12 protein-coding genes are annotated in these 19,402 nt (G+C 32.0%); 9 read left to right on the forward strand and 3 right to left on the reverse strand.

The window, feature by feature from the left end; translation table 11 throughout:
• The first annotated feature begins 22 nt into the window (after nt 1–22).
• Nucleotides 23–1,039, forward strand: coding sequence for a COX15/CtaA family protein (locus tag ACFQ1R_RS13985; RefSeq protein WP_379926898.1), 1,017 nt, complete (start codon nt 23–25; stop codon nt 1,037–1,039).
• 38 nt (nt 1,040–1,077) lie between these two features.
• The gene (locus ACFQ1R_RS13990; protein WP_379926899.1) at nt 1,078–1,599 is read left to right on the forward strand and encodes an IS1096 element passenger TnpR family protein; all 522 of its coding nucleotides are present in this window, start codon (nt 1,078–1,080) and stop codon (nt 1,597–1,599) included.
• A gap of 10 nt (nt 1,600–1,609) precedes the next feature.
• Here the strand turns inward: ACFQ1R_RS13990 and ACFQ1R_RS13995 are convergent, their stop codons facing one another.
• Complete coding sequence (locus ACFQ1R_RS13995) at nt 1,610–2,671, reverse strand: hypothetical protein (RefSeq protein ID WP_379926900.1); 1,062 nt, start codon at nt 2,669–2,671, stop codon at nt 1,610–1,612.
• Nucleotides 2,672–2,900: 229 nt separating this feature from the next.
• Between ACFQ1R_RS13995 and ACFQ1R_RS14000 the strand changes: the two genes are divergently transcribed.
• From ACFQ1R_RS14000 to uvrB, 6 genes are all read left to right on the forward strand, one after another.
• Entirely contained in the window at nt 2,901–3,797 is an 897-nt protein-coding gene (locus ACFQ1R_RS14000; protein WP_379926901.1) for an ABC transporter ATP-binding protein, read from the forward strand.
• A gap of 19 nt (nt 3,798–3,816) precedes the next feature.
• Nucleotides 3,817–4,641, forward strand: a complete 825-nt coding sequence (locus tag ACFQ1R_RS14005) for an ABC transporter permease (protein WP_379926902.1) — start codon at nt 3,817–3,819, stop codon at nt 4,639–4,641.
• Nucleotides 4,642–4,665: 24 nt separating this feature from the next.
• Complete coding sequence (locus ACFQ1R_RS14010; protein WP_379926903.1) at nt 4,666–7,392, forward strand: T9SS type B sorting domain-containing protein; 2,727 nt, start codon at nt 4,666–4,668, stop codon at nt 7,390–7,392.
• A gap of 185 nt (nt 7,393–7,577) precedes the next feature.
• Complete coding sequence (locus tag ACFQ1R_RS14015; RefSeq protein ID WP_379926904.1) at nt 7,578–12,410, forward strand: T9SS type B sorting domain-containing protein; 4,833 nt, start codon at nt 7,578–7,580, stop codon at nt 12,408–12,410.
• A gap of 55 nt (nt 12,411–12,465) precedes the next feature.
• Nucleotides 12,466–14,787 (forward strand): T9SS type B sorting domain-containing protein, encoded by a 2,322-nt coding sequence (locus ACFQ1R_RS14020; protein ID WP_379926905.1) that lies wholly within the window; start codon nt 12,466–12,468, stop codon nt 14,785–14,787.
• Nucleotides 14,788–14,815: 28 nt separating this feature from the next.
• The gene (gene uvrB / locus ACFQ1R_RS14025) at nt 14,816–16,819 is read left to right on the forward strand and encodes an excinuclease ABC subunit UvrB (protein ID WP_379926906.1); all 2,004 of its coding nucleotides are present in this window, start codon (nt 14,816–14,818) and stop codon (nt 16,817–16,819) included.
• A gap of 74 nt (nt 16,820–16,893) precedes the next feature.
• Here the strand turns inward: uvrB and ACFQ1R_RS14030 are convergent, their stop codons facing one another.
• Nucleotides 16,894–17,301, reverse strand: a complete 408-nt coding sequence (locus tag ACFQ1R_RS14030; RefSeq protein WP_379926907.1) for a TerB family tellurite resistance protein — start codon at nt 17,299–17,301, stop codon at nt 16,894–16,896.
• 373 nt (nt 17,302–17,674) lie between these two features.
• Between ACFQ1R_RS14030 and ACFQ1R_RS14035 the strand changes: the two genes are divergently transcribed.
• Nucleotides 17,675–18,037, forward strand: a complete 363-nt coding sequence (locus ACFQ1R_RS14035) for a DUF1456 family protein (RefSeq protein ID WP_379926908.1) — start codon at nt 17,675–17,677, stop codon at nt 18,035–18,037.
• A 45-nt stretch (nt 18,038–18,082) separates the two neighbouring features.
• Here ACFQ1R_RS14035 and sucC read toward each other — a convergent pair whose 3' ends face one another.
• Nucleotides 18,083–19,273, reverse strand: a complete 1,191-nt coding sequence (sucC, locus tag ACFQ1R_RS14040) for an ADP-forming succinate--CoA ligase subunit beta (RefSeq protein WP_379926909.1) — start codon at nt 19,271–19,273, stop codon at nt 18,083–18,085.
• Nucleotides 19,274–19,402 lie beyond the last annotated feature (129 nt).

Consider the following 19,402-nt stretch of genomic DNA (forward strand, 5'->3'; position numbering starts at 1 on the left):
TATTAGCTTATTTGTGGACAACATGAAAAAAGATAACAAAAAAGTAATTTACTGGTTATTAACGGGTTGCTTACTTATTTTTAGTATGGTAGTTATAGGAGGTATTACAAGATTAACCCACTCTGGCTTGTCTATTTCAAACTACAAATTAATTTCAGGAACACTTCCGCCTATGAATGAAACCGAATGGCACGAAGCTTTCAATTTATACAAACAATACCCTGAATACCAAAAACTTAACAACCATTTCAATCTTCAAGATTTTAAAGATATTTATTTTTGGGAATGGTTACACCGCTTAATTGGTAGAATGATTGGTTTGGTTTTCTTAATACCATTTTTATACTTTTTGGCTACCAAACAACTTACAAAATCAACTATTAAAAAATCCATTATTTTACTTTGTATGGGTGCATTTCAAGGTTTTATGGGTTGGTATATGGTAAAAAGTGGTTTGGTTAACAACCCAGATGTTAGTCATTACCGTTTAGCAGCACATTTAACAACTGCTTTTTTAACCTTTGCATATACGTTTTGGGTAGCTTTAGATTTAATATTTCCAACTAATAAAGAAATTAACCTCAAATTTAGAAATTTAGTACGTTGGGGACTTGCCATTTTAATGATTCAAATTATTTATGGTGCATTTGTAGCTGGTTTAGATGCTGGTTTTATACATAACCATTGGCCAATGATGAGTGAAGGCAAATTTATGCACCAAACCGTTTACATAGAACAAACACCGCTTTACAAAAACTTTATAGAAGGAAAAAGTGGTGTACAATTTGTACACAGAACACTTGCTTATATTGTGGTGTTATTCATCATAATTATTTGGCAAAAATCAAAAAAACTAAGCCTTACTAAAATGCAAACTAACGGCATAAATAGCTTATTAATAATGGTAATTATTCAATTTTTACTAGGTGTTTTTACTATTTTATTGCACGTTCCTGTATGGTTGGGTGTTGTACATCAAGTAGGTGCGTTTTTCTTGTTAAGTACCATGATATTTACTTTACATCGTTTTTCAAAATAATTTAAAAAAAACATACATTTGCAAAATATTATTTTACCATGATTTACAGATTTAGAGTTATACTTGATAACGATGTTGACGATGATGTGTTTCGCGATTTAGAAATTCGTGAAACCGACACACTAGAAGATTTACACAACATAATCACGCAATCTTTTGGGTTTGATGGTAGTGAAATGGCTTCATTTTATTTAAGTGATAACCAATGGAATCAAGGTGAAGAAATATCATTATTCGATTTAAGTGATGACGAAGAAGGTTCTGCACGTTTAATGAGTGAAACTGCCATTAATGACGTGGTTCATGAAATGCAAACAAAACTAATTTATGTTTACGACTTTTTAAGTATGTGGACGTTTTTTGTAGAACTAGCCGAAATTGTTGAAGAATCAACTGGTGTAGATTACCCAAATGTAATGTTTATTCACGGGCAAATTCCAGACACAGCTCCTGAAAAAGACTTCGATTTTGAAGAAGACTTTGACGATTTTAATGAATTTGACGACGACTTAGATATTGAAGATTACGACAACCTAGATTTTGACGAAAACTGGAACTAAAAACCAATTACTAAAAACTACCTTTAGGCTTCACGTTTTCATAATTCTGATTTAAAAAATTTAAAGCATTTTTTAGTATTTCACCCATATTTTTACAGCGCTTAAATTTTTTATCTTTTGTGTAGTTATAAATGGTATGCTTCAACAAATCTACATATTCATCATTCGAAATATTATCCTCTGACATGCTTTCCAAAAGTTTATCAATTCTGTCATGATAACTTTTTAAACGCTTCACTAAAATAGAGCGTTCTTCAATTTTATATTGATCTATTGATAGTTTTTGAAAAGTTTCAGATACCAATTCAACCATTTTTAAATTCTCTTTAAAAAACTGAGGTCTGTAAATATTAAATTTCCCTTCGTAAGATTGTTGATCAAAATCAATAGCACGTATTTTATAAACCACTTGATCAAAATCGTGTGTAGGCACAATAACATAGTTGTATGAACGCATATCGCCCAAAAGCCTAATCATACAACGCTCATTAAACTTAACAAACTCTTTAGCTATTTGCGATTTCTCCAATTTATCACACTTAGGTAAAAACTTTTTAATAAACTCATCACCTGGAATACCAGAAATATGTTCCTCAATTAGCGTATCCTTATAAACTAAAAAATTTAAATTGTAAGGCGATAACATATGCTCTAACTCCAAACCATAAATTCTAGACGCATCGGCAGTTTTAATATAGAAATACGTAAAATTATCATTCAAAATATTTCTAACTTTTATTCTAAAAGGTTTCGAATTTCCAAACGTACAATAGTCAATAGCATCAACACTTAAAAATGGCAACGTATTTTCATTACCATCAGAATGTAAAATAGTATATACTTTTTTAAGCGACAATTCAATTTCGGCACGCTCAAACTCATTGTAATACACCCTAATCCAAAGCGTATCATTTTCATCCTTATCATAAACCACAATCGACCCTTGAAAACGCAACAAATCATCATAAAAAATAGGAAGTTTTATATTTCTATTATATCTAGACAAATAGTCGCTTAACTTATCAGTAATAGAGTAAGACGGTTTTCTTTTAGAAATTTTTAAATCGTTCATAAAATAAAGTATTATTCAAAAATAGCAATTTTTAGGGCGTTACCACAAGGGTCGGGCTATACGTTGCAATCTTTTTGTTCGTACCTCACAAAAAGGATTTCCACTACTATCCCTAACGCAACACAAAATACACTTATTTTTTTTAAAGATGTAACAAAACACATACACTTTCGTCTTACATTTGAAGCTAACCAAAACAGAATCTGTATTCTAATTAAAATTTTCAAATTTGGAACCAATACTAACAATTAACAACCTAACAAAAAAATTTGGGCATTTAACAGCAGTAAGCCACTTATCGTTTACCATAAACAAAGGCAATGTATATGGTATTTTAGGGCCAAATGGCAGCGGAAAATCTACCACATTAGGCATTGTATTAAACGTTGTAAACAAAACCAGTGGCGATTTTAAATGGTTTAATGGTACAACAACAACGCACGACGCATTAAAAAAAGTAGGTGCTATTATAGAGCGTCCAAACTTTTACCCATACATGTCTGCAACCCAAAACTTAAAATTAGTTTGCAAAATAAAAGGTGTCGATTTTAATAAAATTAACGAAAAACTAGAAGTTGTTGGTCTTTTAGAACGAAAAGACAGCAAATTCAGTACCTATTCTTTAGGTATGAAACAACGTTTAGCCATTGCTTCTGCTCTACTTAACGACCCAGAAATTTTAATTCTAGATGAGCCAACCAATGGTTTAGACCCACAAGGTATTCATCAAATACGCGAAATTATAAAACAAATAGCTGCCAAAGGCACAACCATATTATTAGCATCGCATTTACTAGATGAAGTAGAAAAAGTATGTTCACACGTAGTGGTTTTAAGAAAAGGTGTAAAATTATATTCTGGCAGAGTAGACGAAATGATTTCCAGTCATGGTTTTTTCGAACTAAAAACAAACAATCAGGAAGCACTTATAAAACTTATAGAAAACAATCCTGCTTTCGGAAAAATTAAAGTAACAGATACCTTAGTAACTGCCTTTTTGAATGAACCCATGAAATCGGATGAACTTAACAAATTACTTTTTGAAAACGGCATCATCCTAACCCATTTAGTACAACGTAAAGAAAGTTTAGAAGAACAATTTTTACAATTAACAGATACTATTTAACACTACCAAAACCAACCACATGTTCCGACTTTTAAATTTAGAATTACAAAAACTTTTACTAAGTAGAACTAGTAAAATACTAATATTCATTTCTTTTATTTTACCATTTTTTGTTATTCTACTTTCATCATTAAAAATAAATGTTTTTGGCTTTTTCACTTTAGAATTGGGTGAATTAGGCATTTTTAACTTCCCAATAATTTGGCATTTAACAACCTTTTTTGCCTCTCAATTTAAATTCTTTTTTGCTATTGTAGTAGTAAGCATGATTGGTAATGAATACAGTAATAAAACCCTAAAACAAAACCTAATTGATGGCTTAAGCAAAAAGGAATTTATTTTATCAAAATTCTACACCATTGTATTTTTCTCTTTGGTTTCAACTGTATTAATTTGTCTTATTTCAATTTGTATAGGTTTATACTATTCAAGCTATAATGAAATATCAATAATTTTACGAGAAACCAATTTTTTAGTAGCCTACTTTGTAAAACTTTTAGGCTTTTTTAGTTTATGCTTATTTTTAGGAATGCTTGTAAAACGTTCTGCATTTGCGTTAGCATTTTTATTTATATTATTTATTTTAGAATGGATAACTTTTGGAATAATTACATGGAAATTTGATATACATATTGCAGAAAAAATTCAAAATGTTTTCCCTTTAAAATCTATGTATAAATTGATTGATCAACCATTTCAACGAATAGCAATGACTAAGTTTCCAGACAAGGCAAATTTAGCTTACGACTATGCTGTGCATTGGTACGAAATAGCCATTGTTTTAGGTTGGACAGCCTTATTTATCTTTTTATCGTACACTTTGTTAAAAAAGCGTGATTTGTAATATCTTTTAATAGATTTGCTATGTATGGTAAAAAATGTAGTAGCAGTTATAATTTTGTTTTCTGTTTTTTTTGGTTATAGCCAAAAAGAAGCATCCAATTGGTATTTTGGAGATAATGCAGGTATTCGTTTTAATAATGATGGTACAGTTTCAGAATTAAAAAATGGGCAATTAAGCACTATTGAAGGTTGCACAACTATTTCTGATGCTAATGGTGATTTATTATTTTATACAGATGGCGTAACGGTTTATAATAAAAACCACCAAGCTATGTCTAACGGTTTTGGGCTTTATGGAGATCCATCCAGTACACAATCTGCAATAGTAATTCCTCAACCAAACAATCCTAATTTATATTACATTTTCACTGTTGACACTACTGTTCAAGACGACCCCAATTATGGTTTTAATTACTCTGTTGTAGATATGACATTAAATGGCGGTTTAGGAAATGTAACCATTAAAAACAGTAACTTACTTCCGCTTAGTTCAGAAAAAGTTACCGCTGTGGTAAAAGATTGTGTAAGTCAATCTATCTGGATTATTACTTTAGCTCATAATAGCACAATTCAAGACGATTATTATGACACCTTTTTTGCTTATGAAGTTAGTAATACAGGTTTAAATACCACTCCTATTACGTCTAAAACATCAAATATTGTAGATGGCAGAGGTTACTTAAAATTTTCACCTGATGGAACAAAATTAGCAAGTGCAAATACCCCCGCTGGATTATTTATTTACGACTTTGATAAAACCACAGGTATTGTTAGTAATGAAAAAAATATAGCCATTAACTTTTCGTTAAACGGTCAAAAACCACAAATTTCTTATGGCTTAGAGTTTTCTCAAAATAACGAATTGTTATATGTTACAACATATTATCAAACCAATCGAAATGAAGGCAACAACCCTGCCGCCCAATACGGTGCTTTATTACAGTATAATTTAACAGCAGCAAACATTAGTAGTAGTGAATTTGTTGTAGACCATAGACAAACCTACAGAGGCGGTTTACAATTAGGCCCAAATGGGAAAATTTACCGAACAATGAATACCAACTACAACCAAGGTTTGCCATATTTATCTGTTATAAACGAACCTAACAATATTGGGGCAGCTTGTAACTATGTAAATAACAGCCTTGTTTTAAGTAACAATGCCAGACAAGGTTTGCCTCCTTTTATAACATCTTTTTTTTCAGAAAAAATTGATATTATTGGTAACCAAGCAAAATCTATCGAGTTGTTTTTATGCGATGGCGATACTTATATGCTAAAATCGCCTGAAATAGCTGGAGCTACTTATGAGTGGACTTATAATGGTACACCAATTACAAATAACACCTTTGAATTAGAAGTGACTCAAAGTGGTTTATACGAAGTATTCATAGACCGAAACATCAATGAATGTGATAAAACACTTCAAGGTGTAGCAAATGTTACCTATAACCCAAACCCTATTGCATACAACTATACTTTAACACAATGTGACGAAGATGGCATTCTTGGAGGTATAACACGCATTAATTTAAATCAAGCTTCAAGCTATTTAACTGGCAATATTTCTGGACTTTCAACCTTATTTTACAGTGATGCTGCAAGATTAAATGAAATAACAAACCCTGAAGCTTATGAGTTTAATGCTGATAACCCATTACCTATTTACGTAAAAGTTATAAATGATAAAACCGCTTGTTTTGATTTTTCAATATTAACCCTAAACGTTAGCATTACTCAAATTGAAACCTTTACACCAACACCTTTATGCGATGAATTAGGTTCTGAAGATGGCATAAACACTTTCAATTTAGATACTATTACAAACAATATACAAACAGCAAATAATTTTAATTTTCCAATTACCTATTTTGAAACTTACGACGATGCATTATTAGAAAAAAACAGTCTAGGAACTACTTACAAAAACACAAAACCCTACTTACAAACTATTTTTGCGCGTATAGAAAACGATAATAAATGTTACGGCATTAGCAAAGTAAACTTAGTAGTAAACAAACTACCTAATATTGAAAGTACCAGTGAAAGTTTATATTGTTTGAATAACTTCCCAAAAACTATAACACTAAACGCAGGTATAGTAAATGATTCGCCTAATAATTACACCTACAATTGGTCTACAGGTGAAAGTTCATATGAAATTAAAATAAACCAAACTGGTATATATAGTGTAACCATTACAAATGCCAACGGCTGTTCAAAAACTAGTACAATTACAGTAAACCCATCAAATATAGCAACAATTGAAAGTATTAAAGTTGAAGATGTTACAACTCAAAACAACACTATTACCGTTTTAGTGTCTGGTGAAGGTATTTATGAATATGCTTTATATGATGAAAATGAAATTCTTGTAACACCATACCAAGAAAGCAACTATTTTGAAAATATAAAACCCGGTATTTACAGTGTATTTGTAAAGGATGTTAAAAATAATTGTGGTGAAGTACCAGAAAAAGTATCGGTTATAGGTTATCCAAAGTATTTTACACCAAATGGCGATGGCTATAATGATACTTGGCAAATTTATGGTGTTTCTAGCATGTTTCAACCAAATACAAAAATTCAAATTTTTAACAGATTTGGCAAATTAATGAAAGAAATTAGTCCATTAAGAGAAGGCTGGAACGGAATAATTAATGGTGAAATTGTGCCAGCAGACGATTATTGGTTTACAGTAAAACTTCAAGATGGTAGAATATTTAAGAATCATTTTAGTTTAAAACGTTAAAATAATACTCAAAAACAATTAAAAACGCATTTCGTCCTATTTTTTTTGCATTTCATCTAAAATTTATCTACTTTTCGCATCTATTTTAAACCAAAAACACAACGTTTTTACCCAAATAAAGCAAAGTGAAAAAGAACCTACATAGCTACATATTTTTAATGCTACTAATTTGTAGCTGTAAATTTATGTTTGCGCAACAAATAATAGTAGATGGTTCTGTTGGTTTACAACCACTTATTGAAAATAATTTAGTTCAAAACAGTTGTGTTTCTATTACCAACATAACATCATCTGTAAATGGCAGTTCTAGTGGCTTTTCAAGCTATGCCTATTTTGAACGTGGTAGCTCAAATTTTCCATTTCAAAACGGTATTATGCTTTCAACAGGAAATGCAACTTCTGGAGGTAATGGTGTAAGAACGCCAACCCTAAGCGAAGGCGCTTCAAATTGGGGAACAGATCCAGATTTGGAAACAGCTTTAGGTATAACAAATACATTAAATGCAACATCAATTGAATTTGATATTGTTTCCATTTCAAATCAACTTCAGTTTAATTATTTATTAGCTTCCGAGGAATATTTTGGTATCAATCCGTGTCAATTTTCCGATGGATTTGTATTTCTTATTAAAGAAACAAGTAGTTCTAATCCCTATCAAAACATTGCATTGGTGCCAGGTACTTCAACACCTGTAAACACAAATACAATACACGATGAAATTTTTGGTGTTTGTCCTGCTCAAAACGCACAATATTTTGACACCTATAATTCTAGCGATACCAACTATAATGGTAGAACCACTGTGCTAACTGCTTCTGCAACCATTACACCATATGTTCAATATCATATTAAATTAATTATTGCCGATCAAACTGATATTCAATCAGATTCTGCTGTATTTATTGAAGGTAATAGTTTTAATATTTTAGATTTAGGAGACGATATTACAACCTGCGCTAGTTTAGCAACCCTTGATGCCGATATACAAAACCCAAACGCAACATATGCTTGGTATAGAGATAATGTTCTAATAGTTGGTGCTGTAAACCCTACATTAGATGTAATACTAAATGGAACTTACAGAGTAGAAGTAACTGTATCTTTAAATGGTAATGATTGCGTTGAAAATGATGAAATTGTAGTGGTTTTAAATACAGAAGAACCTATAAACCCAATTACCAATTACCAACAGTGTGATGATGTTTCTGGTGATGGTATTGAAATATTTGACTTATCAACAAAAACCGCAGAACTTGTTGCTAACATTCCGTTTACAAATTACACTTTTAGTTACCATTTATCAGATGCTGAATCAAGAGCAAACATAAACCCAATTACAACACCAATTCCAAACACATCAAATCCGCAAACAATTTATGTTAGAATTGATGATGCAAACAGTAATTGTTTTTCATATACTACCTTTAATTTGATTGTTAATCAAGTACCAAATATAGTAAACCCAACACCTTTAGAAGTTTGTGATAGCGATGATTATCCCGATGGTTACGCCATAGTTTATCTTACCGAAAAAGATGATGAGATTACCAACGGACAAAGTAATTTAGCTGTAACATACCACTACACACCTGCCGATGCAAATTCTGGCAACAACCCAATACAATCGCCTTACGTAAATGCCACAACACCTACTAGCACAGTATATGCTCGTATAATAAATACTCAAACTGGCTGTGTAAATACAACATCTTTAGATGTTAATATTACCGTAAGCCCAATTATAAACAGAGATACCAGATATATTGATGGTTGTGATGCCGACCATGATGGTTTTGATGATTTTGATTTAACGCAAGTTATTGCAGATATTGAAAATGGTTTGCCAAATGTTACTACCACATTTCATGAAAGTTATGCCGATGCGCAAACGGGCACAAACCCTATTCAAAACCCTAGTAATTATCAAAATACAACCTTTGAAGAACAAACACTTTACGTAAGAGTTGTTGATAATACTACTGGTTGTGCATCTTTAGTACCTTTAGAAATTCACACAAATTTACTATTAACAGGAACAGATACAGGCGATTATGCCATATGCGACACAAATGATAATGAAAACGATGCAGCCGATTTTCAACTTTCAGCAATAGAAATTTATATAACAAACGATTTACCATTTCCTATTGAAGTAACATTTTTTAATTCGGAATCTGATAGAGATAACAACATCAATCCTATTGATAAAAACCTTCCTTACAGTGCTGTAAGTCCTAAAGTATTATATATCAGAATTACAAATACAGCTACTGGTTGTTCTGATGTTTCTGATATTACGCTATTGGTTAATCCAATACTATTTTTTAGCCCTGCAAGCCCACTGCCTTATTGCGATACAGATGATGATGGTATAGTTGATATTGATTTACATTCTTTAGATAATATTATTAGTAATGGCAATACAAATTTTAATGTTACATATTTTCCAACAGCTCAAGATGCAGAAGATAACTTAAATATGCTTCCGCCATTTTACACCAACACAAACCCCGTTGAAACCATTTTTGCACGCATTGAAAACAATGTAACAGGCTGTCATACAGTAAATTCATTTGAAATTGAAATTCTTACTGCACCAACTACCAACCAACCAACCGATATTATTATTTGTGATGATGACCAAGATGGTTTTTCAATAATCAACCTTAATACAAAAATTGATGAAGCAGTTTCTAGTAGAACGGGTGTAAATATTAGTGTTCATACCTCATTAGCTGATGCAAATACTGGTGCAAACCCAATTCCAAGCGGGCAACTATCAGCATACAATTCAAATACACAAACTATATATATTCGTGTTGAAGATGCACTTTCTTCAACTGGTTGTTTTGCTTTAGAACCTTTTGAGGTTATTGTAAATACACTACCAGATTTTCCTATAATAAGTAATTTTCAAGAATGTGTATCAAACGGTGGTACAACAGCAAACTTTTTGTTAGCTGATAAAGATGCTGAAATTTTAAATGGGCAAACGGGTAAGGAAGTATTCTATTTTTCTGACGCTGCTTTTACAATTCCTATTAACAAAAACACAAATTATCAAAACACTTCAAGTCCGCAAACTATTTACGTAAGAGTTGAAAATATAACCGATGCTTCTTGTTTTGGCACATCATCTTTCTTGCTACAAGTATCGCCAGATCCTGTTTACAATACAAATTTTGATGATTATTTAATTTGTGACGATTCTAGTAACGATGGTAAAAATGTTTTCAATTTAAATGATAAACGCAATGAAATAGCACAAGGTTCAACAGATAATTTAAATATTTCATTCCATCTTAATCGCGCTCAAGCCGAAAACAATACAAGTCCGTTACCAAATCAATATACAAATGCTACCAACCCACAAACCCTGTTTGTTAGGATTGAAAGCAACGACTCTTTTTGTTCTATCATTGAAGAGTTAGGTATAAACATTATTGCTGCACCAGATATTACTCAAGTTTCTGCTCCTTTAATTGAATGTGATGCTGATTATGATGGATTTACAACCTTTAATTTAGAAACTGCCGATTTTCAAATTAATGATAGAGTGCAAACAAACCTTATTATCAACTATTTTGAAAACCAAAGTGATATAAATCCAAATGATGGTTTAGATAATTCAAACGCAATTCAAAACCCAACAAGTTTTAATTCAAACTCAAAAACCGTTTATATAAAAGTAGCCAATACGCTAACAGGTTGTTATAGTGTAATTCCGTTGCAACTCATTGTAAACCTACCACCTGCAATAAATACAATTGGCACCATTCAAATATGTGATAATGATACTAATACTTATGATTTATCGCAAGTTAATGCTATGTTACTAAACAACCAAAGTACTGTAACTATAAACTACTATAATACACTAAATGATGCTAATACCAACGTTTCACCAATAAGCACAACGTATACATATACCAATAGCAACCATACTATTTTTGTAAGAGTAGCAAATCCTACCACGGGATGCTTTATTATACAAGCTTTTAACCTTCAAATTAATCCAAATCCTATTGCTAATACGCCTGCAAATTTAATAGCTTGTGATGATGATTTTGATGGCTATTTTCAATTTAATTTATCGGCTACAGCAAGTGCAATTATAGGCGCTCAAAACCCAAGTTTACATACTGTTACGTATTATGCTAATTTGGCAAATGCAGAAGCTAAAACAAATCCTTTAAATTATCTACATATAGCATTTAATGATGATGTTATTTATGCCAGACTAGAAAACAACAGCACAAAGTGTTATGATATTACACAATTTTCAACCATTGTAAATCCGCTTCCTATAATTCCTATTAATGATGTGGTTCCTATGTGTATTAACAATTTGCCATTAGTAATAGATGCATATACCGGCAACCCAAACGATACTTACTTATGGTCTACTGGTGCTACAACATCTCAAATTATTTTAACAGATCCATCACAAATAGGTAATTATTGGGTAACAGCTACAACGCCTCACATTATTTCTGGTGATTGCTCTTTTAGAAAAGACTTTATTGTTATAGAATCGGAAGACGCAAACATAAACTTTACAACAAAAGTAGATTTTGCCGACCCAAATAGCATTACTGTTGATATAAGTGGTATTGGAGATTATGTGTTTATTTTAGATGATGGTGAACCACAAACATCAAATGTTTTTGAAAACGTTACGTATGGCCTTCACACTGTAACCATTCGCGATTTAAATGGCTGTAAAGATGTTACTACAGAAGTAGTTGTTATTGATATTCCTAAGTATTTCACGCCTAATGGCGACACTTTTAATGATACTTGGCATATTGTAGGCATAAATCAAATACCCGGAACCATTGTTTATATTTACAATCGCTACGGAAAGTTAATTAAAACCCTACCACATACATCCATTGGATGGGATGGTACTTATAACGGTGAAAACATGCCTTCTGATGATTATTGGTTTGTTGCAAAAGTTATTCAAAACGGTGAAGCCTTCGAAATTAAAGGACATTTTGCACTAAAACGTTAAAAATAGTAGTGGTTTCTGGCTAAGTAGTTATATTTACAGCTAGAGTTAATTACCGATGAAGCACCTCTTTTATTTAAGTTTCTTTTGTATTTCTTTTGCTACATTTTCACAAAATGTGCAAGTTAATAGCCAAACCTATACACCACAACAACTTATTGAAGATATTTTAATTGGCAGCAATTGCATTACAAACGTGGTTGTAACCAACGTTAGCGGTGGTAATTTTAGTGGTTCAGACCAAAGTTATGGCTATTTTAATGGTAATGGAAGCTCTTTTCCATTTCAAAGTGGTGTTGTTTTAAGCACCGGAAAATTATCTAATGTTCCTGGTCCTAACAATTCTTTGAGTGATGATAATGCCCCAAATTGGGCTGGTGACGGTGATTTAGAAACCATTCTAAACGAAAACAATACCATAAATGCTACTATTATTGAATTTGAATTTACAGCTGTTGCTTCACAAATTAGTTTTAGATATTTATTTGCTTCAGAAGAATATCAAATAAACAATTCAAATACTTGCCAATATTCCGATTTATTTGGTTTTTTAATACGAAATGTAAATGACACACAATACACCAACATTGCACTCATTCCAAACACGCAAACGCCCGTAAAAGTAACCACAGTACATCCAAATATTCCAAACGGTTGTGCTGCACAAAACGAAGCCTATTTTGGCGGTTGGAATAACACTAGTGCGCCAATTAATTTTAACGGACAAACCGCCGTACTTACAGCAACGGCAAACACAATACCTAATGAAACCTATCGTGTAAAATTAGTTATTGCAGATGAACAAAACTATCGCTACGATTCTGCTGTGTTTTTAGAAGCTGGCAGTTTTCAATTAAGTACAAATTTAGGTATAGACAGATTAATTTCAACAAATAATTCGCTTTGCGAAAACGAAACTTTACAACTTAATGCACTTCAAACAAATGCTACTTCATACAAATGGTTTAAAAATGGCAGTGAAATAATTGGAGAAATAAACAACACCTACAAAGTAGTAGATGCTGGTATTTATACTGTTGAAGTTATATTGCAAAACAGTTGTATTTCTTATGGCGGTATAAGTATTGAATATACCCCAAGTCCTACTTCAAACAATACCACGCTAGTTGCTTGCGATGCCAATCAAAATGGTTTAGCAACCTATAATTTGAATGATGCAGAACAAGCCATTACCAATAACAATAATGGTTTAAGTGTTATTAATTACTATAGAAGCCTTTTTGATGCTCAACAAAATGCAAACGAAATAACAAACCCTTCATCCTTCAATAATACAACACCACAACAAGTTGTTTATGCTAGAATTGAAAACCAAAACGGTTGCTACACAGTTGCAGAAATTACTTTAGATGTTTCAAACAACAACTTAAACATTCCAGCTTTTGAAGCTTGTGATGAAGATAACGATGGTTACGAATCCTTCAATTTAACAACTTTAAAATCAAGCATACAACCTAACATACCGGCAAACGCATCCATTTCATTGTACAGAACACTCACTAATGCTTACAACGAAACCGATGAATTAATTGGAAACTACACCAATACTACACGCTTTTTTGAAACACTTTACGTAAAAATTAAGAATGGTATAGACTGTTATGCTTTAAGTACTGTTGAACTAAGAATAAATGCATCGCCAATACTGTTGGACGACCAAACATTTTTTTACTGCTTAAACAGGTATCCTCAAACAATCACACTATCATCTGGTCTGTTAAATGCTTCAAATAATAATCCGAGTTATGAATGGTTTTTTAATAATACATCAATACCTCAAAACACAGCTTCCATTCAAATTAACGAAACAGGAACTTATAGGGTTATTGTAACTTTTTCTAATAATTGTTCAGCTTCAAGAAACATTGTTGTAACACCTTCAAATATAGCTACTATTCAATCTATTGATGTCTCGCAAGATACTTCAAACAAGACCATTACTGTAAATGTTTCGGGCGAAGGCGAGTATCAATTCGCATTAGATGTACCCATTTTTCAAAACGAACCTACTTTCACAAATGTAGCACCTGGTATTCACACGGTTTATGTTTACGATACCAACGGTTGTGGTACTATTGAAAAACAAGTGGCCATTTTAGGTTTTCCTAAATATTTTACACCAAACAATGATGGTTTTAACGATGTTTGGAAACCACTTGGTATCAATGCAGAATTTAATGCCGATGCTGATATTAAAATTTTTGACCGCTATGGTAAATTTATAAAGCAAATAAACCCATTGGATACAGGATGGAATGGCTCTTCTAGAGGAAAACTGTTACCAACTAACGATTATTGGTATGTTGTTACACTTTCTGACGGCACTATTTTTAAAGGTCATTTTACTTTAAAACACTAACGAAACCTATTTTACGTAATTTTGTAATATGAAGTTTAAAATAGAATCGGAATTCAAACCAACAGGCGACCAACCACAAGCCATCAAACAACTTGCTGATGGTTTAAAAGCCCATGAAAAATACCAAACCTTACTTGGTGTAACAGGTTCTGGTAAAACCTTTACAGTTGCCAACGTTATTCAAGAAGTACAAAAACCAACGCTTGTTTTAGCCCATAATAAAACCTTGGCAGCGCAATTATACTCTGAATTTAAACAGTTTTTTCCAAATAATGCTGTTGAATATTTTGTGTCGTATTACGATTATTACCAACCGGAAGCATACATTCCTGTTTCTGGTGTTTTTATTGAAAAAGATTTATCCATCAATGAAGAAATAGAAAAGATGCGTTTAAGTGCTACATCTTCCCTACTTTCAGGCAGACGCGATGTGTTGGTTGTTGCATCGGTTTCATGTATTTATGGTATTGGAAACCCGATAGAGTTTCAAAAAAACGTCATCACTTTAGAAAGAGATCAAGTAATTTCAAGAACCAAATTACTTCACCAATTAGTACAAAGTTTATATTCAAGAACTGAAGGCGAATTCAACCACGGAAACTTCAGAATTAAAGGTGATACAGTAGATATTTTCCCAAGTTATGCTGATGATGCCTTTAGAATTCACTTTTTTGGTGATGAAATTGAAGATATGGAATCTTTCAATATTCAAACAAATCAGGTAATTGAGAAATACGATTTATTAACTATTTATCCTGCAAATATGTTTGTAACATCGCCCGATGTGCTTCAAGGTGCGATAAAAGAAATTCAGGACGATTTAGTAAAACAACATGATTATTTTAAAGAAATTGGTAAACATTTAGAAGCAAAAAGGCTTAAAGAACGTACCGAATTCGACTTGGAAATGATAAAAGAATTAGGCTATTGTTCAGGAATTGAAAACTACTCACGTTATTTAGACGGTAGGCTTCCTGGTACACGCCCATTCTGTTTATTGGATTATTTTCCAGATGATTATTTAATGGTGGTTGATGAAAGTCACGTTACCATTTCACAAGTACACGCCATGTATGGAGGCGATAGAAGCCGTAAAGAAAATTTGGTAGAATATGGTTTTAGATTGCCAGCTGCTATGGACAACCGACCCTTAAAATTTGAAGAGTTTGAAGCCATACAAAATCAAGTAATATATGTAAGTGCAACACCTGCCGATTATGAATTAAAAAAAACGGACGGTATTTATGTAGAGCAAGTAATTCGTCCAACTGGTTTGTTAGACCCAATTATTGAAATTCGCCCAAGTTTAAACCAAATTGATGATTTAATTGAAGAAATACAGCAACGTGTTGAAAAAGACGAACGTACCTTGGTAACCACACTTACCAAACGTATGGCTGAAGAATTGACTAAATACTTGGATAGAATTCAAATTCGTTGTCGTTATATTCATAGCGATGTTGATACTTTGGAACGTGTTGAAATTATGCAAGATTTACGCAAAGGTTTATTTGATGTATTAGTTGGTGTAAACTTACTTCGTGAAGGGTTGGATTTACCTGAAGTATCTCTTGTAGCCATTTTAGATGCCGATAAAGAAGGTTTTTTACGTTCGGCACGTTCATTAACACAAACCGTTGGTAGAGCAGCTAGAAACCTTAATGGTAAAGCCATTATGTATGCAGATAAAATAACCAACAGCATGCAAAAAACCATAGATGAAACCAATTACAGGCGCGAAAAACAAATTGCATACAATACCAAGCATAATTTAGTACCTAAAGCTTTAAATAAAAGTTTAGATAATGCCTTAACAAAAAACTCGGTTAGCACCTATAGCTACGAATTGGAAGCCGCAAAAGCTGCCGAACCCGAAAGTCTTTATTTAAGCAAACCTGAATTAGAAAAGAAAATTCGTGAAAAACGCAAACTTATGGAAGAAGCTGCTAAAGCGTTAGACTTTATTGTTGCTGCAAAATTGCGTGATGAAATAAAAGGTTATCAAGTAAAATTAGAAAAGCTAAACGTATAAACATTTAGCTTTTCTATAACCAAGTCCAAGTAGGTTAACTATTAAAACACAAGCAGGAATCTTAGCAATAAACCTTAATTGTATTGTGTTTTAAAAATATCTATTAAAACGTCTGGTGGTACTATTTTATTTGGAAAACTTTCCATTAAATATAAAACCTTCGTAATAGATTCATGACTTAAACCCATACGTAAGCCAAAATTGTAAAGTTTAATTACACCTTTTGAATTGTTATCACCTTGGTTTTCAATATTCATTAATAATACCAATCTGTGAAATTGCACTATGCGTTCGCTGTGCGATTTTAAGTGAATATAATTAATTGGGTGTTCTATTAAATAGTCAAAATCTTCACGCGAAATTTCAAGCTGCTTTGCAACACCTAATAAGAAGTTATATTCTATATTCTTTATATCTTTGTCATACTTCGCAAAAGCTATCATTTCAGACAAAAGACTTAATTTTTCTACTCTATTAATCATATCTAAAGGGATTAATTAAACTATAACATAAAGATACACACAAGAGTAATTTAATAATCGTAGATAATATGTAACTTATCGAAAACACAAACGTAGTTGGTCGTGAATTTTATTTATTTCATCAATAAAAAAAATAAAAGCACTTTAAAAACAACCTGTTTTTAACATCATTTTTAAAATGATTTACAACATTTTAAAATTTTAAATTGCTGATAATCAATTATTTGTGTTTTTAAAAATTATACAATGTTAAATGAACTTTAATGAAATTTTAAGGTATCTTTACCAAAAATTAGAAAAACGCTAGAAAAGCACCTTCATAAATACATTATCGATAAACGGTAAGGGTAATTTTAGCTTAAATTTTAAGAATATGACAAACAATGATATATTAAAAAAACTACGTGTTGCATTAAAGCTTAGAGATGATGATATTGTAAAAATTTTAGAGCTTGTAGACTTTAGGATTTCTAAAAGTGAATTAGGTGCTTTTTTTAGAAATGAAGATCATCCGAAGTATATGGAATGCGGCGACCAAATTTTAAGAAACTTTTTAAATGGTTTGGTTATTCATTTACGCGGACCAATGCCTGCTAAAAATTCTAACAAAGAAAAAGACGCAAATTCTAAAACTGTATCTCAACAAAGCGAAGCTTCCGCGAAAGCGCCACAGAAAAAATTTGTAAAGAAGAAAAGTTTATTACATTCTAAAACAAACAAAAAGAGCAACGGTTAAGGTTGCTCTTTTTTTATAATAATATTTCTGCTTCCGCAGAAACGATTAAGCCAATACTTGTTGCACTTTATCTGCAGCTTCTTGAAATTCTGTAGCACTTAATACTGCTAAACCAGAATTATCAATTAATTCTTTTGCAATATCTGCGTTTGTTCCTTGTAAACGTACAATAATTGGTACATTAATAGTTCCCATGTTTTTGTAAGCATCAATAACACCTTGCGCCACACGATCGCAACGTACAATACCACCAAAAATATTGATTAAAATAGCTTTTACAGCTGGATCTTTTAATATGATTTTGAAGGCAGCTTCAACACGAGCAGCATCAGCAGTTCCACCAACATCTAAAAAGTTTGCTGGCTCGCCACCTGCTTGTTTAATTAAATCCATAGTTGCCATTGCTAAACCAGCACCGTTAACCATACATCCAACATTTCCATCTAAATCTACATAGTTTAAGCCTTTTTCGCCAGCTTCAACTTCAATAGCGCTTTCCTCACGAATATCTCGTAAATCTACATAATCTTTATGACGATAAAGTGCATTATCATCTATAGTAACTTTAGCATCAACAGCTAAAATTTTGTTATCGCTTGTTTTTAAAACTGGGTTAATCTCAAATAAAGATGAATCCGATTTTACATAAGCAGTATATAAATTGGTAACAAACTTTGTCATTTCTTTAAAAGCTGTACCAGATAATCCTAAATTAAAAGCAACACGTCTTGCTTGAAAAGGTAAAAGTCCAACTGCAGGATCTATTTCCTCGGTAAAAATTAAATGAGGTGTTTCTTCAGCTACAGTTTCAATATCCATTCCACCTTCGGTAGAATACATAATCATATTACGACCTGTTCCTCTATTTAACAATACAGACACATAAAATTCGCTTGTTTCACTTTCACCAGGATAGTAAACATCTTCAGCAACCAACACTTGGTGTACTTTTTTACCAGCAGCAGACGTTTGAGGCGTAACTAGGTTCATACCTATTATATTTCCTGCAATTTCTTCTACTTCTTTAATGTTCTTAGCAAGTTTTACACCGCCACCTTTACCACGACCACCTGCATGAACTTGTGCTTTTATAACATACCAACTTGTGCCAGTTTCTGCTGTTAATTGTTTTGCTGCTACTACCGCGTCTTGTGCATTTTGAGCAACAATACCACGTTGGATGCGTACTCCAAAGCTGCTTAATATTTCTTTACCTTGATATTCGTGTAAATTCATAATTTGCTAAATAGTTTAAGAAGCGCAAATGTAATGTTTAATTATGAAATATAAAATACGTATTATGAATTGTACTTGATGATTTTGAATTTTTTCATTAATTAATATTTCATTCCATATATCAATTGT

It is taken from the genome of Mariniflexile jejuense (assembly GCF_042675665.1).
Taxonomy (GTDB): Bacteria; Bacteroidota; Bacteroidia; order Flavobacteriales; family Flavobacteriaceae; genus Mariniflexile; species Mariniflexile jejuense.